The following is a 26,307-nucleotide window of genomic DNA, read 5'->3' on the forward strand; positions in this document are numbered from 1 at the left end:
CCAGGGCCCTTTTAGTAATTCCGGCCACTGGCAAAAAGGCAACATTCCGGCGACGCACCGCATTGGGGGCGGCTTCGCCGGCATCCTTAAACTTCTCAAGCTCTCCGAACTTCCCACGACACGGCAAGCATAAGGGCCAAAACGGCCCAGACAAATGTGCCCATGCGGTTCGGTTGACCGTGTGGGGACCGATTGGACTTGCAGGGGGTGGGACTATGACTGAAAGGCTATTTAGCCTTGGCATTTTGCTTTGCGGGATGCTCTTCGTGCCGGTAGCGGCACATGCACAAGCGACAGATACGGAACAGCAGGAAGTCGAAGCGCCGGCGACGGATACCGTCACCGATGGCGAAGTCGAGGTTCCGCCGGTCGAGGTGATCCAGGAGCAGCCGCCGGTTGCGCCGCCCCCGCCGCGGGTGACGACGGCGCCGCGTCCTGCGCCGATCCCCGCTCCCGCTCCGGTGGTGCAGCCGCCGATCGAGGTGGTGGATTTCGATAACGACTTCGTCGGGTTCCCGGTTGGCGGTGTGCCGATGTCGCCCTATCCGGGGTCCGAGATTCCGCTGAAGAAGGTGCCGAGCGGCACCGCCTATGTTTCGGGTCAGGAATTCGCCCGCCAGAAATATATCGACTCGATCCAGACCGTACTGGAGCAGCGCGTGCCCAGCCTGATCGTCGACGATCTGCAGGGCAATTCATTCCAGACCAACATCCAGTATCGCGGCTTTGAATCCTCGCCGGTGCAAGGCGTGGCGCAGGGCCTGGCGGTCTATCAGAACGGCATCCGGATCAACGAGTCGTTCGGCGATATCGTCAATTATGACTTCCTTCCGGAGGTCGCGATCCAGGATATCGGCGTTGTCAGCGGCAACCCGGTCTACGGCCTGAACGCCCTTGGCGGCGCGATCACCATCCAGATGAAGGACGGCTTCACCTATCACGGGGCCGAGCTGACAACGTCGGCCGGCTCTTACGGCCGTGTTCAGGGCAGCGCCGAGATCGGCATGCAGAGCGGCAACTGGGCCGTCTACTATGCCGCTGAGCGCATCTCCGACGATGGCTACCGCGACTTCTCGGCTTCGCAGATCCGCCGCATGTATGGCGATATCGGCTTCAAGAACAGCAAGACCGAGATCCACGCCAATGTGACCGTCGCCAATAACGATGTTGGCGTGACCGCGTCGGCACCGGTGCAGCTGCTCAGCTTCGACCGCGAGCGCACCTTCACCTCGCCGCAGACCACTGCGAACGAGATGGTGATGCCGTCGATCACCGCCAGCTACAACGTCAATGACGACATCACCGTGTCGGGCGTTGCCTATTACCGTCACTTCAAGCAGAGCCATCTGGACGGCAATATCTCCGAGGCGGAGCCCTGCGACGACGACGAAGACATTCTCTGCATGGAGGGTGAGGAAGCCTTCGATCTGAGCGGCAATGCCATCCCGACGCCTGCCGGGGAGCTCGGCTCCATCGACAGCACCGGCCAGACGGCCAATAGCTGGGGTACCGCAGCGCAGTTGGTGAACCGCAAGGATCTGTTCAATCACGGCAACCAGTTCCTGATCGGCGCCAGCTACGACCAGGGCGATGTCGACTTCAATGCGCAGAGTGAGCTGGCTGTGTTCCAGCCGCGTTTCGTGGTGAAGGGAACGGGCACCTATTTCGGTGGTCCGGACGAGGTCGCGCCGAAGGACATCAACACGCAGAACAAGTATTTCGGTCTGTTCTTCTCCGATACCTTTGACGCAACCGACCGTCTCTCGCTGACCGTCGGCGGCCGCTACAACTACGCCAGCATCGAGCTGAAGGATCTCACCGGCGAAGACCCGGCATTGGACGGCACCAATGTGTATGAGCGCTTCAACCCGGCGGCCGGTCTGACCTATCAGCTGACGCCGAACGTCACGGCCTATGGCGGCTATTCGGAAGCCAACCGTGCACCGGTGCCGGCGGAGCTGGCTTGCGCCGATCCCAAGCGTCCGTGCCTGATCGAGAGCTTCCTGGTCGCCGACCCGCCGTTGGATCAGGTGGTGTCCAACACCTGGGAAGCGGGGCTGCGCGGCGAGCGCATCTCCAAGGCCGGAACCGAGCGTCTGATGTGGAATTTCGGTCTGTTCCGCACCTACAACAACAACGACATCGTCACCGTCGTCACCAACTCGACCCGCGGCTACTTCCAGAACGGCGCCGACACGTTGCGTCAGGGTATCGAGGCGGGGCTCTCCTATCAGGCGGAGCGTTGGCAGGCTTACGCCAACTACTCCTATATCCGGGCGACCTACGAATCGAGCCTGATCGTCAACTCCCCGGATAACCCGTCGGCCGAGGAAGAGATCTGCGACGCTGGCGATTTCGACGACGAAGGCGACGATGACGACGAAGGGGAACTGGCCTGCGTCCATGTCCGCCCCGGCGACCGTCTGCCCGGCGTGCCGCTGCACCGGTTCAAGGCCGGCATGGATTACTGGGTGACTCCGAAGTGGAAGATCGGCGGCGATGTGACCGCGGCCAGCAGCCAGTATCTGTTCGGCGACGAAGCCAACCAGCAGCCCCAGCTCGGCGGCTATTGGAGGCTCGATCTGCACACTTCGTATCAGATCACGCCGCGGATCCAGATTTTCGCTCTGGCCAACAATGTCCTTGACCAGGAATACGGCCTGTTCGGCACGTTCTTTAACCTGGAAGGCGGCAATGAGGGCGCCGAGGCCGATCCGGCCTTGGGCGAAGATTTCTTCACCAATCCGCGGACTTACACACCCGCGCCGCCTGCTGTGATCTATGGCGGTGCCAAGATCAAGCTCTGGTAAGAGCAGGAATGTCACCGGGTGGGCCACCCGTCCTAGGCCCACCTAAAGTCCCTGACGCCTTGCGGCCTTCGCATTCAGCGAGGGCCGCATTTTTGTGCGCGGCGCCAAGTTTGGTCTTGACGGAAGCGGGCCCGGACGGCCATCCCTTTAGCCATGTTTATCCGGGTACTCGGCTCAGGGGCGGGCGGCGGCCTGCCGCAATGGAACTGCAACGGGCCCAATTCCGCCGCGGTGCGGAAGGGCGATCCGGCGATCCGGGCGCGGACGCAGTCCTCGCTCGCGGTTAGCGCCAATGGCAAGGATTGGGTGCTGCTCAACGCGACCCCGGATCTTCGCCAGCAGATCAACGAGACGCCCGAGCTTCATCCCGATCCGGCAGGGGCCACGCGCAATAGCCCGATCAAGGCGGTGGTGCTGACCAATGGCGATGTGGACCATGTCGCCGGTTTGCTCAATCTGCGCGAGGGCCAGCCCTTCACCATCTATGGCAGCGAGCGGGTGCTCGGCGTTCTGGCCGAGAACTCGATCTTTCAGGTGCTGGCCGAGGATCTGGTTCGCCGCGTGCCGCTTCGCCTCGGGGAGAAGACCGTGGTCGAAGGCCCGGACGGTCCGGTTGGGATCGAGGTGGAAGGTTTCGCCGTGCCGGGCAAGGTGGCGCTCTATCTGGAAGACGAATCCGCAGGCGAGGATTTCGGCACGGAGGAGGGCGATACGATCGGCCTCAAGGTGACCGACACCAATACCGGCGCCTATTTCTTCTATGTGCCGGGCTGTGCCGAGGTGGACCAACCTTTGCGTGAACGGCTAACCGGTGCACCGCTCGTGTTCTTCGACGGCACGCTATTCACCAATGACGAGATGATCCGCCAAGGCATGCTGCAGAAGACCGGCGAGCGTATGGGGCATATGAATATGTCCGGGCCGAAGGGCACGCTGGCGATCTTCGAGCCGCTCGGCGTGGAGCGAAAGATCTTCATCCATATCAACAATTCCAATCCCGCTTTGCGCGAAGACTCGCCGGAGCGCGGCACCGTTGAGGCGGCCGGCTGGACCGTCGCCCATGACGGGATGAAGCTGGAAATCTAACCGGAAATCTAGAAAGACAGGCTTAGCCGACGCGCCATTCGTCGGACTTACCGAAGCGGAGCACGTTGCTTTCTTCGCTGTCGTCCTCGCTTGGCGCGGCGTCCTGCTGGCCACTCTGCGGATCGGGCTTCTGCCGGTCGGCGATGGCCTGCCAATGCGCCTCGATGCGGTCGAGGAAGGTCTTCGGCTTCTCGGCGAAAAGACGTGCGGCGAGGTGTTTGGCCTCGGTGCGCAAGCCCTTCTGTTCTTTCAGGCAGTGCTTGGTGAGCTTCTTGGTGTCGCCGGATTTTCCGAACGACATGGCCGGTGCGGCAAGCAGCCGGCGCAGATTGGACAGATCGTGATCGTCGCCGAGGAGCTGGGCCAGGCTGTGGACATGTTCGGCGCGTGGGCCCAGCGTTTCCGGCCAGCATGGGGTGAGCAGCTGCAGCTGGCGCCAATGCTGCTGCACATGCTTGCGCCAATCGTGCAGCGCCTCATCGGTCTTCTTCTTGAAAGCGCGGTCGGCGGCTTTGCGCGTGGCGCGGTAGGTCTGTTCCAGCCCCTCGCCGATGGGCTCGAAGTTGTCCGGATAAACGGTCAGCTTGGCGAATTGCGGCCGCAGCGCATCGAGATCGGCCAAGGCCTTGGCCACCGGGTCGGCCTGGCTGCGGCTCTCGACCACGGAGCGCCGTTGATCCAGCCAGCCGCGGATCTCAGGCAGAGCCGAGCCTTTCGACAGGGCGGCGGAATTCTTGCCCATCTTCTCGACCGTATCGATCAGGGCTTGGACATCCCGCGCCGGGGCCAACTGATGGGCGGTATCTTTCAGGTTGTCGGTCAGGTAATCGAAAAGCGGTTCGGAAATGCCGGGGCGGATCAGTTCAAGAAGCGAACGCAGGCGCTTCAGACATTTGCGCGCGTTGTGTACGCCGGCATGGAAGTCGGGGTCGCACAGCCAGCGCTTCGCGTTGTCGATCTCTTTGAGAGCGACCTGACGCACGCTTTGGGTGACCGGTTGGGCTGGATCGAGACTATAGCCCATGAACGCCTACTCTCCCCGCTGATGTGGCTATGATTCCGAGGTCAGTATGCCTGGTCAAGGTTAAACACCGGCATATTGTCATTCGGGGGAGTGAACTATCGACGCGGGGCGACTCGATTTGCCAAATCAAGCGCGCTAACTCAAGTGCGCCAACTTAAATGCGCCAAGGGGCCGTCGCTTCGATCCATTCGCGCGTGCGGGCTTCCGGGTCTTCGGCGCGGATGATGTCCGTCACCACGGCGGCGCTGTCGGCGCCCGCTTCCAGCACACCCGCGACGGTCTCGCAGGTGATGCCGCCGATGGCGACCAGCGGGATGCCGATCTTGGCGCGCCACTCGCTAAGACGCGGCAGACCCTGCGGGTCCCACGCCATCTTCTTCAGCTTGGTCTCGTAGACCGGGCCGAGTGCCACGTAATCGGGCTCGGCGGCGAGCGCCGTATCGAGCTCATCGAGACTATGGGTGCTGACGCCGAGCTTCAGCCCGGCCTGCTTGATGGCGTTGAGGTCGGCATCGGCCAGATCCTCTTGGCCGAGATGGATGAAGTCCGCCCCGAACGCGATGGCCTCGCGCCAATAATCGTTGATCACGAGGACGCAGTCATGCTCGGCGCAAAGCCGGATGGTCTCGGCGATGTCCGTTTCGATCGTCTCCTGACTCGCCTCCTTGATGCGGAGCTGCAGGAACTTCACCCCTTGCGGCACCAGCCTCTTGGCGAAGGTCGCGTCCGGGACGATGGGATAGAACGGATCGAGCTTGAGCAAGGCGGGCGCGGCGCGCTTAAGACGCGTTGTCGATTGTGAAGAAGGGCGTGCCGGCGACGGGCGTGGAAGGGCTCGCCATCTCCTGCGGCTCCATCAGCCCCGCCTCGAAAGCGAGACGGCCGGCCTCGATGGCCTTGCGAAAGCCTTGCGCCATCTGCACCGGATCGCCGGCCTTGGCGATGGCGGTGTTGAGCAGCACGCCGTCGAAGCCGAGTTCCATGGCCTCCGCGGCATGGGAGGGGGCGCCGATACCGGCATCGAGGATCAACGGCGTTTCGGGGAAATAGGCGCGCATGGATTTCAGCGCATGCGGGTTTGCCAGCCCGCGGGCCGAGCCGATCGGCGAGCCCCAGGGCATCAAGACTTCGCAGCCGGCGCCGACCAGCTGCTCGGCAGCGCTCAAATCTTCGGTGGTGTAGGGCAGCACTTTGAAGCCGTCGGCGCAAAGCGCCTTCGCCGCCTCCACCAGGCCGAACAGATCGGGCTGCAGCGTGTCGTCATTGGCGATCACCTCCAGCTTGATCCAGTCGGTGGCGAACAGCTCGCGCGCCATCTGGGCGGTGGCGATGGCCTCTTTCGGCGTGTGGCAGCCGGCAGTGTTGGGCAGCACGCGGAGCCCCAGCTCCTCGATCAGCTGCCAGAAGCCCTGGCCGGTGCGCTGCCTGGCCGATTCCCGGCGGAGCGAGACGGTGACGATGGCAGCGCCGCTCGCCTTCACCGCGCGGCTCAGGATTTCCGGCGAGGGATAGCCTGCCGTGCCGATCAGCAGCCGGGAAGAAAGGGGGGTATCGTAAAGCGTCAGTTGGGTCATGCGTGGTATCGTTAGCCGCCTTGGCGCGGGGCGACGATCTCGATCTCGTCTCCGGCGGCGAGCTGGGTTGTGCCGCGGGCCTCGGCGGGCACGAAGGCGCCGTTCCGCGCCGTGGCGATCTTAGCGTCGCCGAGCCCCAGCGCGGCGCAAAGCGTGCCCAAGTCGGACGCCTCGGTGGTCAGCGGTTCGCCGTTAACAACGATCTGCAACGAAAATCTCCGGTTCGGCCGCGCCGTCCTGCAAATAGCTCAGCATCAGCTCGGCGAGGACCGGCGCGAGCAGGAAGCCATGGCGATAAATCCCGTTCACGTAGATATAGCGACCATGGGAGATAATCCTAGGGCGATTATCGGGGAAGGCGGGGCGGACGCCGGCGCCTTGGGCGATGATCTCCGCCTCGCCGAAAGCGGGATCGACGGCATAGGCAGCGCTTAACAGCTCCAGCGCCGAGCGCACAGTGATGGGGCCATTCTCGTCGCTTTCGATGGCGGTGGCGCCGAGCATGAATTCGCCGTTGCCCCGCGGCACGACGTAGAGCGAGAGGCGCGGATGCAGCAGGCGGAGCGGCCGCACCAGGCTGATTTCGTCGCTTTTGACGATGATGCGCTCGCCGCGTACGCCGCGAAGCTCCGGCAAATCCGCCTTCGCGCCCATGCCGCGGCAATCGATGGTGATGTCGGCGGGCTGGCTCACCTCCGCCTCGCCGGGGCGGAAGATGGCGCCGGCCTTCTGGGCCTCTTCGAGCAAAAAGCGCATGGCCGGCTCCGGCGCCATATGCGCTTCGTCCGGAAAATACAGCCCGGCGGGAAAGCGCGTGCCGAGCTGCGGCTCGAGCTTCGCAATCTCATCCGCATTCAGCCGTTCATGGGCTGAGGTCATCTTGGCGAAGCGCTCCAGCAGGGTGCGCTCGCGGGGATGGGCGATCACCAGGCTGCCATGGGTGAGCGTGCCGGGATAGGCGGCCTGCCACAGTTCAACGCCGCGGAGCCCTAAGCGCCGGACCAGCGGCTCGGCGCTTTCCTCCTCGCAGCGCGGGGCGAGCATGGCGCCGGCATAGCGGCTGGCGGCATCCGCGAAGGGGGCGGGCGAGGCCTCGTATAGCGTGACCGGAAACCCGCCGCGGGCGAGGGTGAGGGCCTGCCAAAGACCGACGATGCCGGCGCCGCGAATGGCGATTGCGGGTTTCTCCGCCATGGATCTAGTTCCCGAGGGCGACGCCGTCGCGGCGGGGATCGGCGCCGCCTTCCAGCCCCTTCGGCGTCACGGCGATGACATGCAGGCCCGAGGTGAGCGCCGAGCGCTTCACCTTATAGCCGAGCGCCTCCAGCTCGGTCGCCAGCGCGTCCAGCTCCGGTCCCTCCTCCAGCATCACCGTGTTGCCGACAGCGCCGAAATTGGGCAGCGAGACGGCGGCTTGCGGATCGAGATGCCAGTCGATCATGGCGATTAGCGTCTTGGCGACGAACAGAATGATGCCCGGGCCGCCGGGGGAGCCCAGCACATAGCGGAGCTTGCGGTCGGTGCCGTCCTCGCCGGAAAAGACGATGGTCGGGTCCATGGAGCTGCGCGGCCTTTTTCCCGCCTCGACCCGGTTGGCGATGGGGGTGCTGTCCTCGTCTTCGGGCAGGAAGGAGAAGTCGGTCAGCTGATTGTTGAGCAGGAAGCCGCCGACCATGGTCTTGGCGCCGAAGCCCTGCTCGATGCTGGTGGTCATGGAGAGCGCGTTGCCGTCGCGATCAACGATGGAGATATGGCTGGTGCCGTGGCGTTCGCGGGTTGCGTCCTTGCCGAAGAAGCCTTGGCGCGTGCCGGGGGGCGTGCCGGGCTCGGCCTTGGGCAGGCGCGTATCCGGCGTGATCAGGTCGCGGCGCTTGCGCAAATATTCGGTACTGAGCAATCCCTTCACCGGCACGTCGACGAAATCGCTATCGGCGAGATATTTGCCGCGGTCGGCGAAGGCGAGGCGCTCGGCATCGGCGATGATCTGCATCGGCGGCATGGCGAAGGGCTTCTTGCCGAGGTCGAAGGGGCGCAGTAGCCCCATGATCTGGCCGACGGTGATGCCGCCGGAGGAGGGGAGGCCGGCGCCGCAAACCTCGTTGCCGCGATAGGCGGCGCAGGCGGGCTTGCGCTCCATAGCCTTGTAGGAGGCGAGATCCTCGATCGTAAGAAAGCCGGGGCTGCGCGGATCGTCTTGCGCCGCGTTCGCCATCTGCTCCGCCAGCTCCCCGGCATAGAAGGCCTCGGGGCCATCTTCGGCGATTGTCTTTAGCGTCTCGGCGAAGGCGGGGTTCTTCAATGTGTGGCCCGCCGGCCAGGGCTTGCCGTCCTCATCGAAGAAGTAGCTCCGGGCGGCGTCGGTGAAGCGCGCCGGCCCGTCATTGGCGAGCAGCGTGTTCAGGCGCCCGGAGACCGGGAAGCCTTGCTCGGCGATGTCGATGGCCGGCTGGAACAGATCCTTCCAGGGCAGCTTGCCGTAGCGCTGATGGGCGAGCCACATGGCGGCGATCACGCCGGGCGTGCCAATGGATTTGCCGCTGGCCACGGCGTCTTCGAATTTCAGCGGCTTGCCGGTCTCGTCGAGAAACAGGTCGGGTCCGGCCTTCATCGGTGCGGTCTCGCGCCCGTCGAAGCCGGCGAGCTTTTTGTTTCCTGCGTCCCAGTAGAGCAGGAAGGCGCCGCCGCCGATGCCGGAGGATTGCGGCTCGACGAGATTGAGCACGAGCTGGACGGCAATGCCGGCATCGATAGCCGAGCCGCCTTTCTCCAGCATGGCGAGGCCGGCTTGGGCCGCCAGCGGATGGGCGGCCACCACCATCTCGTGGCGCGCGGTGACCAGCTTCTTTTCGGCGATGCCGCTGGCGGCTTCCGGCTGGTCCAGCGCGGCGGCCGGGGTTGCGGCGAGAAGGGCGGCGGAAAGAGACGCGGCCAGGAGCGGCCGGAGGAGGCGAGGATAGGTCATGGCGCCAAAGATAGGCATTTTGGCGCTGGCCGCCACTCTCGGGTCGCAGGCCAGGTGCGGCCTAATGGAAGTCCCGGGATTTCGGGATGATGCGTGCGTTGCGCGGATGGCTTCGTGCCCAGCGGGGATGGGGCCGGCTATATTCCTTTCCGGTCTCGGCATCGCTCGCGCGCCAGGAGCCCGGATCGGGCTTTCGCACCTCGTCGGCATTGGCGAGAAGGGTGTTGGCGTGGAGCCCGCCTTCCAGAAGCAGGCTGAGCCAGTCGCTTCTGTCTTCCAGCCTATTGGCGACGACATGGATGATGTCCTCGTGGCGCTGGATGCGGCCGCGGATCAGAACCAGCCGCGCGGCCATCACCTGCTGCCGGTGGGCCTCGAAGATCTTCGGCCAGATCACGGCATTGGCGATGCCGGTTTCGTCCTCCAGCGTCATGAAGATCACGCCGACGGCGGAGCCCGGTCTCTGGCGGATCAGCACCGCACCGGCAACGGCGACGGGCGCGCCATGGCGCAGCTTGCGGAGATCGGCGCAGGAGACGATGCGCTCCTCTCGCAGAGCGTCGCGGAAGAAGGACATGGGGTGGGCCTTCAAAGAGAGGCGCAAAGTCCGGTAGTCGTTGATCACATGCTCGGGCAGCGGCATCTCGGGCAGCGTCGTCTTCTCCTCTGCACCGAGCTCGCAAGCAGCGGCGTGATCGAACAGAGGCAGCGCCTTGGTCTCGGGCAGGCCGCGCAAAGCCCAGAGCCCTTCCCGCCGGTCGAGGCCGAGGGAGCGCAAGGCATCGGCATTGGCCAGCCGTTCCAGCGCGCTGCGGGCAAGGCCGCTTCGCTGCCAAAGATCGTGGAGATCGCGATAGGGGGTATCGCGCGCTTCGCTCATGGCATCTGCGTCCTCCTCGCGGAAGCCGTCGATCTGACGGAGGCCGAGACGAAGGGCGAGGGGCTTCGTTGGGCACAGATCACCTCTCCCCGCTGGGGAGAGGTCGGCGCATGGCGCCGGGTGAGGGGGGAGAGGACTCCCGATGGATTCGCTCCCCCTCACGCATTCTTGCTTCCCCCTCACCCCAACCCTCTCCCCAGCGGGGAGAGGGCGTTCGCCCGTGCCGGGAAGAGAGACCGGATCCCGGCTTTCGCCGGGATGACGGCTTCCTTTGTGACTTAGCAGGACCTGCTCCCTCCCCCTAGAAGGGGGAGGGCCGGGGTGGGGGTCTGCAACGTTCTCGTCCATTGATTGCCCCCCACCCGTCGCCGGCCCACTCGGCGTTGACCTTGGGCCGCCGCGCGCCTCTCCCTTTCCGGGGGAGGGTGCTGCGATAGGCTCAAGGGCGCAGTCCCAGGCGCTGTAATTGACGTCGGGCGCGCGCGTCTCCACGCCGTGGTCTTGGGCACAGCGGACAATCTGGGCCGGGGCGTAAAAGCCCATAGGCTGGGCATTCAACAGGCTTGCGGCGAAGGCGGCCGGGTAATGGCATTTCAGCCAGGCCGAGACATAGACCAGATGGGCAAAGCTCGCCGCGTGGCTTTCGGGGAAGCCATATTCGCCGAAGCCCTTGATCTGGTTGAAGCAGCGTTCGGCGAAATCGCGCGGATAGCCGCGCGCGCTCATGCGGGAGACCATCTTTTCCTCCAGCTTGCCGATGGTGCCGCGGCGGCGAAAGGTGGCCATGGCGCGGCGCAGCTCGTTGGCCTCCTCGGACGAGAACTTCGCCGCCACCATGGCAAGGCGCATGGCCTGTTCCTGGAACAGCGGCACGCCCATGGTCTTGCCGAGCACCTGATGCAGCTCGTCTTCCGGCCCATGCTCCGGGGCGGGCGAGGGGAACGCGATTTCCTCCTCGCCGGCGCGGCGGCGCAAATAAGGATGCACCATGTCGCCCTGGATCGGGCCGGGGCGGACGATGGCGACCTCGATGACGAGATCGTAGAAGCAGCGGGGCTTGAGCCGCGGCAGCATGTTCATCTGGGCGCGGCTTTCCACCTGGAAGACGCCGATGGAGTCGGCGCGGCAAAGCATATCGTAGGTGGCCGGGTCCTCGCGCGGGACGGTGGCGAGGCTGAGATCGCGGCCGTAATGGGTCTTCAGCAGCGCGAAGCATTTGCGGATGCAGGTGAGCATGCCGAGGGCCAGCACATCCACCTTCATCAGGCCGAGCGCGTCGAGATCGTCCTTATCCCATTCGATAAAGGTGCGGTCCTCCATGGCGGCATTGCCGATGGGGACGGTCTCGCAAAGCGGGCCGCGGGTCAGCACGAAGCCGCCGACATGCTGGGAGAGGTGGCGGGGAAAGCCGATCAGCTCTTGCGTCAATGCCAGAGTGCGGGCGAGGCGCGGATCGTCCGGATCGAGCCCGGCCTGGCGGATATGGGCGTCGGGCAGGCCGGAATTGCTGCGTCCCCAGACGGTGGAGGAGAGCGTGGCGACGGTGTCTTCGGACAGCCCCATGGCCTTGCCCACCTCGCGGATCGCCGAGCGGGCGCGATAGGAGATCACCGTGGCGGCGAGGCCGGCGCGATCCCTGCCATAGCGGGCGTAGATATATTGGATCACCTCCTCGCGCCGCTCATGCTCGAAATCGACATCGATATCGGGCGGCTCGTTGCGCTCCGGCGAGATGAAGCGCTCGAACAGAACGTCGATCTCGGTCGGGTTCACATTGGTGATGGCGAGGCAGTAGCAGACGGCGGAATTGGCCGCCGAGCCGCGGCCTTGGCAGAGGATGCCGCGGGAGCGGGCGAACTGCACGATGTCGTGCACGGTGAGGAAATAGGGCGCGTAGTTGAGCGCGGCGATGAGGGCGAGCTCCTTTTCCAGAATAGCGCGGATGGGGGCGGGGATGCCGTCCGGGAAGCGATGGGCGGCGCCCTCCCAGGCGAGCTCCTCCAAATGGGATTGCGGGGTCTTGCCTTGCGGTACCGGCTCGTCCGGATATTCGTATTGCAGCTCGTCGAGGGAGAAGCGGCAGGTTTGCGCGATTTCTTTCGTGCGGCGGAGCACGTCGTCATAGCCGGCGAAGAGACGCGCCATCTCTTGCGGCGATTTCAGATGCCGCTCGGCATTGGCTTGAAGCTTCAAACCGGCCTCTTCGATGGTGCATTTTTCGCGCACGCAGGTGAGCACGTCCTGCAAGGGGCGGCGCTCGGGCGCATGATACAGTGTGCCGGTGCTGGCGATGAGCGGCGTGCCGGTCTGATCGGCGAGGCGGGCCAGGGCTTCGAGCCGGGCCCGGTCGTGGCCGGTATAGAGATGCCGCGCGGCAAGATAGAGCGGGGCTTTAAGCGCGGCTTTGAGGCGGCGAAGCTGGCTGGGGAAGGTGCTTCCTAAAGAGGCGTCATCGCCCGGCTCACCTTCGCAATCCAGTAACTCCTGCTTGGGCTCTTTCACGAAGGCGGTGGCTACTGGATCCCGGCTTTCGCCGGGATGACGGCCGCATTTGCTGTTCGGCAGGGACTGCTCCCTCCCCCTGGAAGGGGGAGGGGTGGGGTGGGGGTCGGATAGGGGCTCGTCTGTTGCGTGACCCCCACCCGGCGCCGGCCTTTGGCCGTCGCCACCCTCCCCCTTTCCGGGGGAGGGGTGAGGCTGTGCCGTCTTGCCCGGGAAGGGCACGATCTCGGCGGTTGGGGCGGCGGGCGCGATCTCAGCCGAGGTAAGCGGCAGGTCGCCGGGCGGGAGGGCGATGAAGATCTGCCCCTCGGCATGGGCGTTCACATCTTCCAGGGTGAGGAGGCAGCTCCCCTTCTCGGCGCGGCGCTGGCCGAGGGTGAGCAGGCGGCAGAGGCGGCCATAGGCGGCGCGGTCCGTAGGATAGACCAGAAGGCTCGGCGCATCGGTGAGATCGAGGCGCGCGCCGACGATGAAGCGGATGCCGGCTTCCTTTGCGGCGAGATGGCCGCGCACCACGCCGGCAAGCGTATTGCGGTCGGCGATGGCGACGGCCTCCAGCCCCAGGGTCTTGGCCATGGCTACCAGCTCTTCCGGATGGGAACCGCCTTCCAGGAAGGAGAAATTGCTGGTGACGTCGAGGGCGGCATAGGCGGTTTGAGACATGGTTCAAGCCTTGGTCATTCCGGCATCAGCCGTCCGGCCGCTTGCTCGCATCGCCTGTTTGGATCCCGGCTTTCGCCGGATGACGCTGCGGCATGGAGTGGGGTGTGGCCGGGGCGATCATCCGAACAACCCGTGCATATACCAGGCGGGCGGGGTGTCGCCGGGCTCGGTATAGAGCCCTTCGCGGAACACCCAGTAGCGGCGGCCCTGGTCATCCTCGATACGGTAATAGTCGCGGGTTCTGGGGGGTGGCTTACTCCTTTCTTTTCGGTCTCTCTCCGGCTCGACTGGGCAATCCGCCGCCCCAAGATCATTAGCGACTGGATCCCGGCTTTCGCCGGGATGACGGCCGCGTTTGCCGCTTGGCAGAGACTGTTCCCTCCCCCTGGAAGGGGGAGGGCTAGGGAGGGGGTCGGGTCGGTTTTCGCTCGTTGCTTGACCCCCACCCGGCGCCGGCCTTTGGCCGTCACCACCCTCCCCCTTTCTGGGGGAGGGAATACGCCACCATTCGGGAGCGATGCGTTCCGGCCCTTCGGCCTTCACTACGCGGCGGGAGAGGCGGCGCCAGGTGAAGCGGGCCGGCGGGCCTTCCGGGATTTCGGCCATGACGGAGAGCGGCTCGGGGCGCGGCAGAAACAGAGCAGGACGTCGGGGCCGCGCGGCGAGATGGGACAGCACCTCGCGCGGCCAGGGGGGCCGTTTGGCGATGGCGCTTTGGGCGCGCTGGGCCCGCTCGGGGATGTGGCTTTGCCGGGGCGCGAGATAAAGCAGGGCGGCCGGCCCGAGCCGCCCGGCAAGGCGGTCGATGAAAGGGGCGAGCTCTTGCTGCGCCGTCTTGGTGAGGGCGTTCTGGGATGGCGGCAGGGGCTCGGTGAGAAGCGCGACAAGCCGCATCGTATCGATGCCGAAGCCAAGATCGAGTCCGTCGAGCTTTTCCTCCAGCAAGCGGCAAAGATGATCCGCTTCGCGGCAGGGGGCGCTGAAGCCGGCTTGCGCGAGGCCGGTGCTACCGTCGCTGCGGGACAGGCGCAGCTCGACCCGGCGGGCGCCGCGATGGGCGCGAGTCAAACGGCGGCAAAGTTCTTCGGCGAGGACGGCGAGGCCGCCGATCACCCCGTCATGGCTGATCAGTGGTTCGGGGAAGGGCAGCCGTGCCTCGAAGCGCGGCTCCGGCCGCAAGGGAGAGAAGCTCTCATTGGCACGGCCCAAAGCCTGGTCCAGACGGAGCAGCACGGCCTTGGCGGCTTCTTTTGACGTGAAGCGGCGCTTCAGGCTGACGCGGGAGATGCCGTAGAGCTGACCGATGCGCTTCAGCCCCAGCCGCTGCAGCAGAAGCACCGCCTCGCGGCTGAGACGCAAGGCCTCGACGGGAAGCGGCGCGAGGGTCTGGGCAATCGTTCCCTCCGTGGCGATGGTGGCGCGGCCGGGGGCGAAGCGGGCAAGCGCCCAGGCGCCGCCGATGGTCTCGGCAAGACCGATGCGTGCGGTGAAGCCGAACCGCTCGAGGCTGTTGGCGATGGTGCCGAGAAGAGCATGCTCGCCGCCGAAAAGATGAGACACGCCGGTGACGTCGAGGATCAGCCCGTCCGTTCCGTCGGGCGCGCGCAAGGGGCTGAATCGCTCCGCCCAGCGGGTCAGGGCCAGCAGCGCGCGGGCATCTTTCTCGGGCGTTGCCGGAGCGGTGAGAAGATGTGGGCAGATGGCGCGGGCATCGGCGAGGGACAGGCCTTCGCTCAAGCGCAAGGCGCGGGCCGGGCCGTTCACCGCGGTGAGCTGCAAGGCCTGAGCCTCGCTCGCCACCAGGGCGAAGGGCTGGCCGCCGGGCCAGGTCTGCCTCGTCTCGTTAGCTTGCGCCTGCGGAGCTGCGCTGCGCCGCTCCCGCCTCAGCCTCTCGATCGGCCAATGGGGGAGCCAGACGGAAACCATACGCCTCATCGTCCCACTCCATGGTCCAGCTTCGCCCCGGCGGGAGAGACGGCGCCCGCTCCAGGGTCAGGTGAAAAGTGCAAAGCCCGGGGGCTTTCGCATCCAGCTTCGCTTCCCGGCTGGCGGCTGTCTCAATGCGCCAGCGGGTCAGGGTGCCGGGGAGGCCGCCTTGCCCGTGGTCCGATAAAAGCAGGCAAGGAAGACCGCCCGATTTGGCGGCGAGACCCAAGCGCCGCGCCATCACCGGCTGCTTGATCTCCGTCTGGCCGAGCAGGGCGGCGAGGGCGCCGCTTTTCAGCCCCTCCTCCAGAACCCAGGCGGCCTCTTTCGGCCGCTGCGTCTTGACGATCAAAAGCCGCTCCGGATCGAGGCCGAAGCCGAGCAGGCCGGGGGCGTAAGGCGCGCCCCATTCCTGGATGGCGCTTTCGGTGAGGCACCAGAGCAGCGGAGCGGTCTCGGCCGCCGAACCGCGCAAGGTCAGACTCAACATGCCGAGGGCGAAACCGAGTGCCGCCGGGGTGTCGCCGTGAGAAGCGGGCTTCAGCTCATGCAGTCCCGCTTCAGTGAGGGTATGCAGCGGCGGGGCTTCGGCCTGCTCCCCGCCGGTCGAGGAGCAGGCGGGCGGGCGCGGGGCCGTGCCCGGCACGGGGGGATGGCCGAAGGTCACGGGTACGCGTTCGATGGCGCGGATCTCGGTCCGCAGCCGCTCGATCAATCCCTCTCCCGGCCCGCCTGCTTTCTCGATGCCAGCCGACAGGACGCAAGACCTCCGATCGCCGTCTGGAACGCGGTTACGCACGGGGATACTCCGATAAATGTTCCTATTTTGTTCTACAGAAGAGTCGGGGATAGAGTCAATCGACTTTGCTTGATCTCCTACATCTGTGTGTATAGGGTGTGTATTGGTGTATTACCTCCCGATCCAGGAGTGAGCGATGAGAGTCGAACTTGGACAATCCATTCTTGGGAGAAATTTATGCCTCTCTCCTCAAAACAGATCATCCGCGCCCTGGAAACGGATGGCTGGTACCGGGTCGGTCAAACCGGCAGCCACATTCATTTCAAACATGCCAACAAGCAGGGGAAGCTCACGGTGCCGCACCCGGTGAAAGATCTCCCCATTGGCACGTTGAAGAGTATCGAGAAGGCTTCTGGCGTGAAGCTGCGCTGAGCAGCATGGAAGCGAGCACATGGCAAAACTGTTTTATCCGGCGATCCTAGAGAAGGGCGACAACACCTATGGCGTCTCCTTTCCCAACCTTCCCGGCTGCGTGAGTGCCGGCAGCACGGCTGAAGAGGCGTTGGTGAACGCGCACGAGGCGCTGGCCGGGCATGTCGCGCTGATGGTGCAGGACGGCGATCCGCTGCCCAAGCCCAGCCCGGTCGATGCGGTGGTCGCCGATCCGGAAATCAATCTCGTTGCCGTGAGCCTGGTGGGGGTCACGCTCCCCGGGCGGGCAAAACGCGTCAACGTCACTTTGGACGAAGCGTTGTTGGATGAGATCGATGCCGCGTCGGAGAACCGGTCGCGCTTCTTGTCCGATGCGGCACGCGCCGAACTGGCCCGCCGCAGTGCCGGCTAACGCCCGTTATCCCCTCCAAACTCCTAGCCTTCGTATCAAAACGATGCGCTTTGCGCCGCTTTCATCCGGGCTTTAACCGGCTGGAAACCAAAATCGTGGCAGAAAGGTGGGGCGTTAAGAGACGGGGTTTTTGTTATGCGTATCCAGCTCTCACACGCGGTGGTGATTGCCGCCGTGCTTACCGCACTCTGTGCGTTCTTCTCACCGGCTCATGCTGCGACCGGCATTCTCAGCATGTTCCAGCCGGCCCCCAACCAAAATTCCAGCGGTGCGAGGCTCGTGACCTTCACGCCGCAGGTCAATCCGGGGACGATCATCGTCTCCTTCGCCGACCGCAAGCTCTACTACGTGCTGGCAGGCGCCCGTGCCATCTCCTATCCGATCGGCGCGCCGGTGGCGGATGCACGCTGGCAGGGCACCATGAAAGTGACGGCCAAGAAGGTGAACCCGACTTGGACGCCGACGCCCGATATGCGGCGGGAAAATCCGATGCTTCCGGCTTATGTGCCGGGCGGCCATCCGCGCAATCCCTTGGGACCGCGGGCCATGTATCTGGGGAACAGCCTCTACCGTATCCATGGGACGGACGCGCCCTGGACCGTCGGGCAGGAGGTCTCCCATGGCTGCATCCGCATGTATAACCGGGATGTCATCGATCTTTACAACCGCGTGCCCGTGGGCACCAAGGTGGTGGTCACCTGGCAGCGGTTTATGGGGTAACGACTGGGGTTTACGTCGCGGTCAAAGTGCGACTCGCCACCGGCTTTGGCCGCCCCCTTGGAAGGGCCGCCCGGGATCTCCCGGGCGGCTTTTTCGTGTGACCATCCGACTTCCTCCGTCTCTGAAACCAACGCGCGCGGAGCGGCGTTGAAGGCGCAAGAGGCAACAAGACCGAACGAGGAAGGAGGACTGTCATGAATACGCTGCAAGGAAAGACCATCGCGATCCTCGCCGCCGACGGTTACGAGGAATCGGAGCTGATGGAGCCGAAACGGGCCATCGAGGCGGCCGGCGGCAAGACCGAGATCATCTCGCTGGAGCCGGGCAAAATCCGCGGCTGGAAAGGCAAGGACTGGTCCGGCAACACGGTGGCGGTGGACCGCACCGTGGATCAGGCGAAAATCGCCGATTACGACGCGCTGGTGATCCCCGGCGGGCAGATCAATCCCGATTTGTTACGTGCCAACGACAAGGCGGTGACCTTCGTGCGCGACTTCTTCGATTCCCAGAAGCCGCTGGCCGCGATCTGTCACGGACCTTGGGTTCTGGTGGAAGCCGGTCTCGCGCAAGGGCACAAGATGACCTCCTATCGCTCCATGGCGACGGACGTGAAAAATGCCGGCGCCCATTGGGCGGATAAGGAGGTGGTGGTGGATCAGGGGCTGATCACCAGCCGCAGCCCCCACGATCTGCCTGCGTTTTGCGACAAGATCATCGAGGAGGTGCTGGAAGGCCGGCATCTGAAGCGCGAAGCCGCGTAAGGGTCCTGACGCGCTTCTTTCCGGCAAAGCGGGCGAGGGGTCTTATTCTCCCTTATGGCCTCTCGTCCGCGCCGGAAACCGGCTAAAGCAACATTGCGGTTTTTGCCGGTTTGGCAGTGCCGCAATTGCGCGCCACAGGTCTTTCACCGGAAACATATTGCTTTTTCGTCGCGGAGAGATTGAAGCGCGCTATCGCGCGTTACATTTGAAAGATAATCAGTGCGGGCGGGGTCATATTTGCTCGTATATTCGTAAGGATTGGAGACATAGTCATGGCATTGCAGCTTGGCGACATCGCCCCGGATTTCGAGGCGGATACCACCGAAGGCCACATCAAATTCCACGAGTGGCTCGGCGATTCCTGGGGCGTGCTGTTCTCGCACCCGAAGAATTTCACGCCGGTCTGCACCACCGAGCTCGGCGCGACGGCAAAGCTGAAGCCGGAATTCGAAAAGCGCGGCGTCAAGGTGATGGGGATCAGCGTCGATCCGCTGGACGCCCATGAGGCGTGGTCGAAGGATATCGAGGAGACGCAAGGCGCGGCGCTGAATTTCCCGCTGATTGCCGATCCCGATAAGAAGGTCGCGAATCTCTACGGCATGATCCATCCCAACGCGTCGGACACGCTGACGGTGCGTTCGGTGTTCGTCATCGGGCCGGACAAAAAGATCAAGCTCCGGCTGGATTACCCGGCCAGCACGGGCCGGAATTTCGACGAGATCCTGCGGGTGATCGACTCCTTGCAGCTGACCGCCGAGCACCAGGTGGCGACCCCGGTGAACTGGAAACATGGCGAGGACGTCATCATCGTGCCGGCCGTAAGTGACGAAGAGGCCAGCAAAAAGTATCCGGAAGGCTGGCGGGCGGAAAAACCGTATCTCCGATATGTGCGCTCCCCGCGCTAGACCTTTAAAATGGGGAAAACTTGTTGGCATCCCCGGCTTCTCCGCCTAGTAAGATGGTGTACGGATTGTATTAATGTACATTGGGGATGCGGCCTTACGGGCCCAGGATACTAGTAGGAAATAATGTCAGACCCGGAGTATCCGGAGGGTTCCCAAATGGAATCCAATTCTCGGACGATCGCCGGCGCGTTTGCGGAAAGACTAGGACCGATGGTGGACCAGGCCCGCACACAACAGGATCTGGTCTTCCTCGCCTATCTTTTGGGAATGGCGCTGAAGGAGGCCCGGCGCCTTGCCGCGCGTGATGACAACTAAAAAAGGGGCGCACCTTCGATCTACGGTTCTTGCCGCGAGCCGTATTGGTGCGCCCTGCCGGTAAGGGCTAGGTTCGCGTCATGGCCATGCCGCCGACCCCATCTCTCACAACCGATTGCGTGGCGTTTGACGCCTCGGGAAGGGTGCTGCTGATCCGGCGTAAGAACCCGCCGTTCCAGGGCGAATATGCGCTGCCTGGCGGGTTCGTCGATATCGGCGAGACGGTGGAGGCGGCCTGCCGGCGGGAGCTCGCCGAGGAGACCGGGGTCACGGCGGGCGATCTTCATTTGATCGGCGTGTTCTCCGATCCGTCCCGCGATCCGCGCGGCCATACGGTCAGCGTCGCCTATCTCACCGAGCTGCAAGACGAGGCAGTGCCGGTGGCCGGAGACGATGCGGCGGCGGCCGAATGGGTAGCGGATTGGCGCGCCGAGCGGCTTGCCTTCGACCACCGTGAGATTCTGGAACGCGCTGTTTTGGTTGCAGAAACGATATCTTCGCGCTAGCCACCCTCTTTGGTGGTGGTGCAAACGCGAATGGTCTATCTAAGGATCGGGACGTCTTGCGGATCGCTCCACCGCGTTCGAAGCGTGCCAGATGCGGCCGTGCAAGACGTGCTCGAGGTTTCAGTCTTCGAGAAGGCGTTGCGAGATGAACGAGAGGCCTGCTCCGTGCCAATTTGCTGCCGAGCGGTCGAAGGAAGGACCGATGCTGGCGACTGGTAGAGTTGGCGTGCTGCTGGTGAATTTGGGCACGCCGGATGGGACCGATTACTGGTCCATGCGCCGCTACTTGAAGGAATTCCTCTCCGACCGCCGCGTGATCGAGGTCAGCCAGCTGATCTGGTGGCCGGTCCTCAACGGCATCATCCTCACCACACGGCCGTCGAAAAGCGGCGAGGCCTATGCCTCGATCTGGAACGAGGAGCTGAACGAATCTCCCTTGCGCACCATCACGCGCAGCCAAGCGGAGAAGCTCGCCGCAGCATTCTCCAACCAGCCGGAAATCGTGGTCGATTGGGCCATGCGCTACGGCTCGCCAAGCATCAAATCGCGGATGACGGCGCTGGTCGAGGCGGGCTGCGACCGTATCCTGGTGTTTCCGCTCTATCCGCAATATGCGGCGGCGACCACGGCGACCGTGAACGATGTCGCCTTCGAGGCGCTGCAGAAGATGCGCTTCCAGCCGGCGGTGCGCACCGTGCCGGCCTATCCCACCGAGCCGATCTATATCGACGCGCTAGCGAAATCGATCCGGGCGCATCTGGCCAAGCTCGACTACGAGCCGGAGGTGATCCTCGCCTCGTTCCACGGCCTGCCCAAGGAATATGTCGATAAGGGCGATCCCTATCAGGGCCAGTGCAAGCGCACGACCGAGGCGCTGCGCAAGGCGCTTGGCATGGACGAGACCAAGCTGCGCCTGACCTTCCAATCCCGCTTCGGCAAGGCCGAATGGCTGCAGCCCTACACCGATAAGACGGTGGAGGCGCTGGCCCAGCAAGGCGTGAAGAGCATCGCCATTCTCACCCCCGGCTTCGTCGCCGATTGCGTCGAGACGTTGGAAGAGATCAACGGCGAAGCGCGCGAGATCTTCGAGGAAAATGGCGGCGAGAAGTTCAGCTTCATCCCTTGCCTCAACGACTCCGACGAAGGCATGGCGGTGCTGCAGACGGTGATCCACCGCGAGCTTGCCGGCTGGGTGGGCTAGGCGTCCGCAGCCTCCAAAAAGCCGGACGCTTCAGCGAACAGCGTAAGAAAAACGAGCTAGCGCTTAAGCTTAGCCGAAATGCCTTGCCGCGCTCTTCTCATTTGGAGCGTGCCGGCCCATCTTAGGGCTGGTTATCAGCCGCGATCTGCCTGGGGAGGGCGCCATGTTCGGCTTCAACGTCTTCGTTCTGGTTCTGCTTGTCCTTTTCGTCGTTGTTATCCTGGCTGGCGTGAAAGTCGTGCCGCAAGGCTACAACTACACGGTCGAACGGTTCGGACGGTATACCCGCACGCTGCATCCCGGCCTCACCCTGATCATCCCGTTCATCGACCGGTTGGGCCGCAAGCTCAACATGATGGAGCAGGTCTCCGAGGTGCCGAGCCAGGAGGTGATCACCCGCGACAACGCCATGGTGCGGGTCGACGGGGTCTGCTTCTTCCAGGTGCTGGATGCGGCGCAGGCGAGCTACGAGGTGACGGATCTGGAGAAGGCGGTGATGAACCTCACCATGACCAATATCCGGACCGTCATGGGCTCGATGGATTTGGACGAGCTGCTCTCCCAACGCGACGAGATCAATCACCGGCTGCTGCGGGTGGTGGACGATGCGACCCATGCCTGGGGGGTGAAGATCACCCGTATCGAGATCAAGGATATCGAGCCGCCGCGGGATCTGGTGGATGCCATGGCGCGGCAGATGAAGGCGGAGCGCGACAAGCGCGCCGCGATCCTGGTGGCCGAGGGCGAGCGGCAATCGGAGATTCTGGAGGCGGAAGGGGCGAAGCAGGCGCAGATCCTCGCCGCGGAAGGCCGGCGCGAGGCGGCCTATCGCGATGCCGAGGCGCGCGAGCGCGAGGCGGAGGCCGAAGCCAAGGCCACCGCCATGGTCTCGGAGGCCATCTCCCGCGGCAATGTGCAGGCGATCAACTACTTCATCGCCAACAACTATGTGGGCGCGCTGAAAGCGCTGGCCGAGGCGAAGAACCAGAAGGTCTTGATGCTGCCGCTGGAGGCGAGCTCGCTGATCGGCTCGATCGCCGGTGTCGGCGAGATCGCCCGCGAGGCTTTCGGCAAGGATGGCGGTGAGGCGCCGCGTCCGCCCGCCGGTCCGGTGCCACGAACCGGTCCGAAGACTTAAATGCTAGACCTGGGAGGAGACCATGGAGGAGGAGCTGCTATTCGGCCCCTGGGGGTGGATGGTTCTCGCCGGCGTGCTGTTCGTGCTCGAGGTGATTGCGCCGGGCATCTTCTTCATGTGGTTCGGGCTTGCGGCGGCGATTACCGGGCTGCTGGTCTTCGGCTTCGACATCTCCTGGCAGTGGCAGCTGATCTGGTTCGGCATTCTGGCGACGGTGATCGTCGGTATCGTTGTGCGCTTCCTGCGCCGCCATCCCCTGAAAAGCGAGCGGCCGCTCCTCAACGAGCGGGCGGTCAGCCAGATCGGCAAAAGCTACGAGTTGCTCGATCCGATCGTGAACGGGCGCGGCTCGGTGAAGATCGGCGACAGCGTCTGGAGGGTGACCGGACCTGACCTTCCCGCCGGCACCAAGGTCAAGGTGACGGGCGCAGACGGCACGCTGCTTTCGGTGGAAGCGGCAGGAAACTCCGAGGCCGCTTAAGCGCCGAACGGCCCGGTTCGTCGTGACAGCGACAAAAACTTGCGACATTCTGTCTGGCGAAAGCCGGATACTGCGCTCCCTCCGCGCCCCGGCGGCCGGTTGCGGGCGCAACCCTTCAGCGGATGGGGCGTTGGTATCCCTGTTGCCGACGTCCAATAGCTCGGAGGGCTGAATGGCCGATATTGTCATCGTCAACCCGCGTTTCGACGTCTCCTTCTGGGGGATGGAACATTGCATGGGGCTGCTTGGTAAGAAGGCCAATCTGCCCGTTGCCTGCCTGGCGCTGCTCGGCGCCCTGGTTCCCGACCATCACGATGTGACGCTGATCGACGAGAATGTCGAAGACGTCGATTTCGACCGGCTCGGCCGCGCCGATCTGGTCTGTCTGACGGGTATGAGCATCCAGGGGCGGCGCATCGGCGAGCTCCTGGACGAGCTTCGGGCGCGGGATGTGATGACCGCGGTCGGCGGGCCGATGGCCACGGTGGAGCCGGAGCAGCTTGAAGGTCTTTGCGACGTGATCTTCGTCGGCGAGGCCGATACCACCTGGCCGCAATTCCTGGCCGAGTGGGAGGAAGGGTGCCACAAGGACCGCTACGAGCAGGCGGAGAAGACCGATATCACCCAGCTGCCGCTGCCGCGCGTCGATCTCCTTCGATCCGAGCGCTACATGTTCGGCAGCATGCAGATTTCCCGCGGCTGTCCGTTCACCTGTGAGTTCTGCGATATCATCGTGACCTTCGGTCGGAAGCCGCGGCTGAAGACCTCCGACCAGGTGATTGCCGAGCTCAATGCCTTCTGGGAGGCGGGGCTGAAGATCGTCTTCGTGGTCGACGACAATCTGATCGGCAACAAGAAGGCGATCAAACCGATCTTGCGCGACATCGTCGCCTGGCAGCAGAAGCACGCCTATCCGCTGACCCTGTTCACTGAAGCCTCGCTCGATCTCGCCGAGGACGAGGAACTGATGGAGCTGATGGGGCTGGCCAATTTCCAGAGCGTGTTCATCGGCATCGAGACGCCGAACGAGGAGTCGCTGAAAGAGACCAAGAAGCTGCAGAATGTGCGGCCCAAGGCGGGCACGCTTCTCGACCGGGTGCATACGATCCAGGATCACGGCATCGATGTGTGGTGCGGGATGATCGTCGGCTTCGATCACGACGAGCCGGATATTTTCGAGGTGATGCCGAAATTCTTATCGGACGCCCGTATCGCTTCGGCACTGATCGGCATGCTGCACGCCATTCCGACCACGCCGCTCTATAAGCGGCTGAAGGAGGCCGGGCGGCTGAATGACGACGATGCCTCCGATTGCTACGGCACCAATGTCATTCCGCTCGGCATGAGCCGGGAAGACTTACGCGACGGTTTCGTCGATGTGATGCAGGAATCCTATGGCGCGGGGGCGTATTTCGAGCGGCTGGATTCGCTGTTCGTGGAGAAGCGCTTCCAATTCGTCATCCACCAGCTTCCCTATTGGTGGAAGCGTCCCTTCGCCTACACCAAGCGGGCGACGCTGAACTATATCCGCTTCGCCGTGGTGGCGGCGCGGCTGCTGCGCCATGTAGAGGACGAGGAGCTGCGGGCTAGATACAAGACGCAGCTCATGCGTATCGCCAAGACACGGCCGCTGGAGCCGCATATCCTGTTCGTCTATGCGCTGAAAGTGGCGCTGCATCACCATTATGCGGCGCTGACGGCGCAGCTTTCGGACGTCTATGAGGAGGGGAACGTGATGCCAAATGCGGGCCGCTCCTTCTCACGGGTGCGCCGGGCCGAGCCGGTGCAGGTGCTGGCGTCTTAGGAGACAGCCTCGCAAGAGAGAACGACCCCACGTAAAACAGACGACCCCCACCCCGGCCCTCCCCCTTCTAGGGGGAGGGAGAGTATCGGCGCGATGTCGCGGCGAGTCGCTCTCCCCCCTAAAAGGGGGGAGTTGGAGGGGGGTCGGATTTTCCGGCTGAGTGTGAGGCGCCTCTAAACGACGCCGGCGCGGAGCAGGTCGTGGACGTGGAGGATGCCGACGGGGCGGCGATCGTTCTCGACCACGAACAGCGCGGTGATTGCCCGGGAGTTGATCACCTCCAGCGCGGCGCTGGCCATGATCTCCGGGGTGATCGTCTTCGGATCGGCGGTCATGATCTCGCCGGTGCGCCGCTGCAGCAGATCGTTCCCCATATGACGGCGGAGGTCGCCATCGGTGATGATGCCGACGAGCTGGCCGTCGCTATCGACGACGCCGAGGCAGCCGAAGGCCTTCTCGGTCATGATCACCAAAGCTTCCGCCATGGGGGTGTCGTCGCCGGCTATCGGCAGGCGCTCGGCCTTATGCATCAGATCGCCGACGAATTTCAGCTTGGCGCCGAGACGGCCGCCAGGGTGGTATTCCTTGAAGTCCTCGGCGGTGAAGCGCTTGCTCTCCAGAAGTGCGATGGCGAGGCTGTCGCCAAGCGCAAGCTGCATCGCGGTGGAGGTGGTCGGCGCCAGGCCCAGCGGGCAGGCCTCCTTGGCGTTGGGCAGCGCCAGCACCACGTCGCTGGCCTCGGCCAGGGTGCTGTTGGGGTTCGAGGTTACCGCGATCAGCGGCACCGTGAAGCGTCCCGAATAAGACACCAGATTGCCCAGCTCCATGGTCTCGCCGGACCAGGAGAAGGCCAGGATCACGTCGTTCTTGGTGATCATGCCGAGATCGCCATGGCTGGCTTCGGTCGGATGCACGAAGAAGGCCGGCGTGCCGGTGGAGGACAGGGTGGCGGCGACCTTCACGCCGATATGGCCGCTCTTGCCGAGGCCGGTGACGATGATCCGGCCCTCGCAATTGCGCATCAGCTCCACGGCGCGGGCGAAATGATCGCCGAGCCCGTTGCCAATGGCGGCTTTCAGGTCGCTGAGGCCCTGGATCTCAAGGGCAAGAGTGCGGGTGGCCGAGGCAATGGCTTCGGCACCCTGCGCAGCTTCGCTCTCAGCGCCGGTCATGCCTTCCGGCGCGGCGCTGTTTTCGATCTTATCGGTTGCGAAATCCCGGCTCGTACCGGGAATGAGTCCGCTGGACATGAAGGTCCCCCCTGGCGCAGTACCGTCATTGATTTAGCATGAATTTGACGGTCTTAAGGCCGTCGCGCGTGCGCCATTTGGAAACATGGCTAAACGTCCCGTTAACAATATGGCCGCTAGGGTCGGAGGACAACGGTTCGGAACGCTGCGCCAACAGCGTTTTTCGCAATCGCATCCGAGGGTTTGTCCTTGCCGCGTCCTCTTCATCCCAGCGCA

At 64.2% G+C, this 26,307-nt stretch carries 23 protein-coding genes; 13 read left to right on the plus strand and 10 right to left on the minus strand.

The genetic code is table 11. The features are described 5' to 3' along the window. Nucleotides 1-257 precede the first annotated feature (257 nt). Both HT051_RS04280 and pqqB read left to right on the plus strand, forming a co-directional pair. A complete protein-coding gene (locus HT051_RS04280) occupies nucleotides 258-2,810 on the plus strand; it encodes a TonB-dependent receptor (RefSeq protein WP_246810228.1) in 2,553 nt (850 codons plus the stop codon). A gap of 153 nt (nucleotides 2,811-2,963) precedes the next feature. After that, nucleotides 2,964-3,896 carry a pyrroloquinoline quinone biosynthesis protein PqqB gene (gene pqqB / locus HT051_RS04285; RefSeq protein ID WP_174540885.1) on the plus strand — a complete coding sequence of 311 codons (933 nt, stop codon included), beginning with the start codon at nucleotides 2,964-2,966 and terminating at the stop codon, nucleotides 3,894-3,896. Between the two features lie 22 nt (nucleotides 3,897-3,918). Here the strand turns inward: pqqB and HT051_RS04290 are convergent, their stop codons facing one another. From HT051_RS04290 to HT051_RS04330, 9 genes are all read right to left on the minus strand, one after another. Beyond that, a complete protein-coding gene (locus tag HT051_RS04290) occupies nucleotides 3,919-4,920 on the minus strand; it encodes a CHAD domain-containing protein (RefSeq protein WP_174540886.1) in 1,002 nt (333 codons plus the stop codon). A gap of 154 nt (nucleotides 4,921-5,074) precedes the next feature. Further along, the gene (locus tag HT051_RS04295) at nucleotides 5,075-5,683 is read right to left on the minus strand and encodes a thiamine phosphate synthase (RefSeq protein ID WP_174540887.1); all 609 of its coding nucleotides are present in this window, start codon (nucleotides 5,681-5,683) and stop codon (nucleotides 5,075-5,077) included. Nucleotides 5,684-5,699: 16 nt separating this feature from the next. After that, entirely contained in the window at nucleotides 5,700-6,494 is a 795-nt protein-coding gene (locus HT051_RS04300) for a thiazole synthase (RefSeq protein WP_174540888.1), read from the minus strand. Nucleotides 6,495-6,505: 11 nt separating this feature from the next. Beyond that, entirely contained in the window at nucleotides 6,506-6,703 is a 198-nt protein-coding gene (thiS, locus tag HT051_RS04305) for a sulfur carrier protein ThiS (protein ID WP_174540889.1), read from the minus strand. Further along, nucleotides 6,687-7,688, minus strand: a complete 1,002-nt coding sequence (locus tag HT051_RS04310) for an FAD-dependent oxidoreductase (RefSeq protein WP_174540890.1) — start codon at nucleotides 7,686-7,688, stop codon at nucleotides 6,687-6,689. The genes thiS and HT051_RS04310 overlap by 17 nt, the downstream gene beginning before the upstream one ends. Nucleotides 7,689-7,692: 4 nt before the next feature. Beyond that, on the minus strand, nucleotides 7,693-9,456 hold the full coding sequence (ggt, locus tag HT051_RS04315; protein ID WP_174540891.1) for a gamma-glutamyltransferase: 1,764 nt from the start codon (nucleotides 9,454-9,456) through the stop codon (nucleotides 7,693-7,695). Between the two features lie 61 nt (nucleotides 9,457-9,517). Further along, nucleotides 9,518-13,501: an error-prone DNA polymerase gene (locus HT051_RS04320; protein WP_174540892.1), complete on the minus strand. Its 3,984-nt coding sequence runs from the start codon at nucleotides 13,499-13,501 to the stop codon at nucleotides 9,518-9,520. A 117-nt stretch (nucleotides 13,502-13,618) separates the two neighbouring features. Next, complete coding sequence (locus tag HT051_RS04325; protein WP_174540893.1) at nucleotides 13,619-15,436, minus strand: DNA polymerase Y family protein; 1,818 nt, start codon at nucleotides 15,434-15,436, stop codon at nucleotides 13,619-13,621. Then, nucleotides 15,345-16,142 carry an ImuA family protein gene (locus HT051_RS04330; protein ID WP_174540894.1) on the minus strand — a complete coding sequence of 266 codons (798 nt, stop codon included), beginning with the start codon at nucleotides 16,140-16,142 and terminating at the stop codon, nucleotides 15,345-15,347. The genes HT051_RS04325 and HT051_RS04330 overlap by 92 nt, the downstream gene beginning before the upstream one ends. A 261-nt stretch (nucleotides 16,143-16,403) precedes the next feature. Here HT051_RS04330 and HT051_RS04335 point away from each other — a divergent pair, with 261 nt between their 5' ends. From HT051_RS04335 to HT051_RS04385, 11 genes are all read left to right on the plus strand, one after another. Next, nucleotides 16,404-16,598, plus strand: a complete 195-nt coding sequence (locus HT051_RS04335; protein WP_174540895.1) for a type II toxin-antitoxin system HicA family toxin — start codon at nucleotides 16,404-16,406, stop codon at nucleotides 16,596-16,598. A 19-nt stretch (nucleotides 16,599-16,617) separates the two neighbouring features. Beyond that, entirely contained in the window at nucleotides 16,618-17,010 is a 393-nt protein-coding gene (locus HT051_RS04340) for a type II toxin-antitoxin system HicB family antitoxin (protein WP_174540896.1), read from the plus strand. Between the two features lie 135 nt (nucleotides 17,011-17,145). Further along, on the plus strand, nucleotides 17,146-17,730 hold the full coding sequence (locus HT051_RS04345; protein ID WP_174540897.1) for a L,D-transpeptidase: 585 nt from the start codon (nucleotides 17,146-17,148) through the stop codon (nucleotides 17,728-17,730). 194 nt (nucleotides 17,731-17,924) lie between these two features. After that, nucleotides 17,925-18,491, plus strand: a complete 567-nt coding sequence (locus HT051_RS04350; protein WP_174540898.1) for a type 1 glutamine amidotransferase domain-containing protein — start codon at nucleotides 17,925-17,927, stop codon at nucleotides 18,489-18,491. A 272-nt stretch (nucleotides 18,492-18,763) separates the two neighbouring features. Beyond that, the gene (locus tag HT051_RS04355; protein WP_174540899.1) at nucleotides 18,764-19,396 is read left to right on the plus strand and encodes a peroxiredoxin; all 633 of its coding nucleotides are present in this window, start codon (nucleotides 18,764-18,766) and stop codon (nucleotides 19,394-19,396) included. Between the two features lie 156 nt (nucleotides 19,397-19,552). Continuing rightward, nucleotides 19,553-19,711, plus strand: coding sequence for a hypothetical protein (locus HT051_RS04360; RefSeq protein WP_174540900.1), 159 nt, complete (start codon nucleotides 19,553-19,555; stop codon nucleotides 19,709-19,711). 119 nt (nucleotides 19,712-19,830) lie between these two features. Beyond that, complete coding sequence (locus HT051_RS04365) at nucleotides 19,831-20,217, plus strand: NUDIX hydrolase (RefSeq protein ID WP_208454382.1); 387 nt, start codon at nucleotides 19,831-19,833, stop codon at nucleotides 20,215-20,217. Nucleotides 20,218-20,419: 202 nt separating this feature from the next. After that, entirely contained in the window at nucleotides 20,420-21,418 is a 999-nt protein-coding gene (hemH, locus tag HT051_RS04370) for a ferrochelatase (protein ID WP_174540902.1), read from the plus strand. Between the two features lie 163 nt (nucleotides 21,419-21,581). After that, the gene (locus HT051_RS04375; RefSeq protein WP_174540903.1) at nucleotides 21,582-22,556 is read left to right on the plus strand and encodes an SPFH domain-containing protein; all 975 of its coding nucleotides are present in this window, start codon (nucleotides 21,582-21,584) and stop codon (nucleotides 22,554-22,556) included. Between the two features lie 22 nt (nucleotides 22,557-22,578). Next, nucleotides 22,579-23,037 (plus strand): NfeD family protein, encoded by a 459-nt coding sequence (locus HT051_RS04380; protein ID WP_174540904.1) that lies wholly within the window; start codon nucleotides 22,579-22,581, stop codon nucleotides 23,035-23,037. Nucleotides 23,038-23,209: 172 nt separating this feature from the next. Next, nucleotides 23,210-24,841 carry a B12-binding domain-containing radical SAM protein gene (locus tag HT051_RS04385; RefSeq protein WP_174540905.1) on the plus strand — a complete coding sequence of 544 codons (1,632 nt, stop codon included), beginning with the start codon at nucleotides 23,210-23,212 and terminating at the stop codon, nucleotides 24,839-24,841. Nucleotides 24,842-25,014: 173 nt separating this feature from the next. Here HT051_RS04385 and HT051_RS04390 read toward each other — a convergent pair whose 3' ends face one another. Next, nucleotides 25,015-26,013 carry an SIS domain-containing protein gene (locus HT051_RS04390; RefSeq protein ID WP_174542861.1) on the minus strand — a complete coding sequence of 333 codons (999 nt, stop codon included), beginning with the start codon at nucleotides 26,011-26,013 and terminating at the stop codon, nucleotides 25,015-25,017. Nucleotides 26,014-26,307 lie beyond the last annotated feature (294 nt).

The organism is Methyloligella sp. GL2, from assembly GCF_013341275.1.
In the GTDB taxonomy this organism is placed as follows: domain Bacteria; phylum Pseudomonadota; class Alphaproteobacteria; order Rhizobiales; family Methyloligellaceae; genus Methyloligella.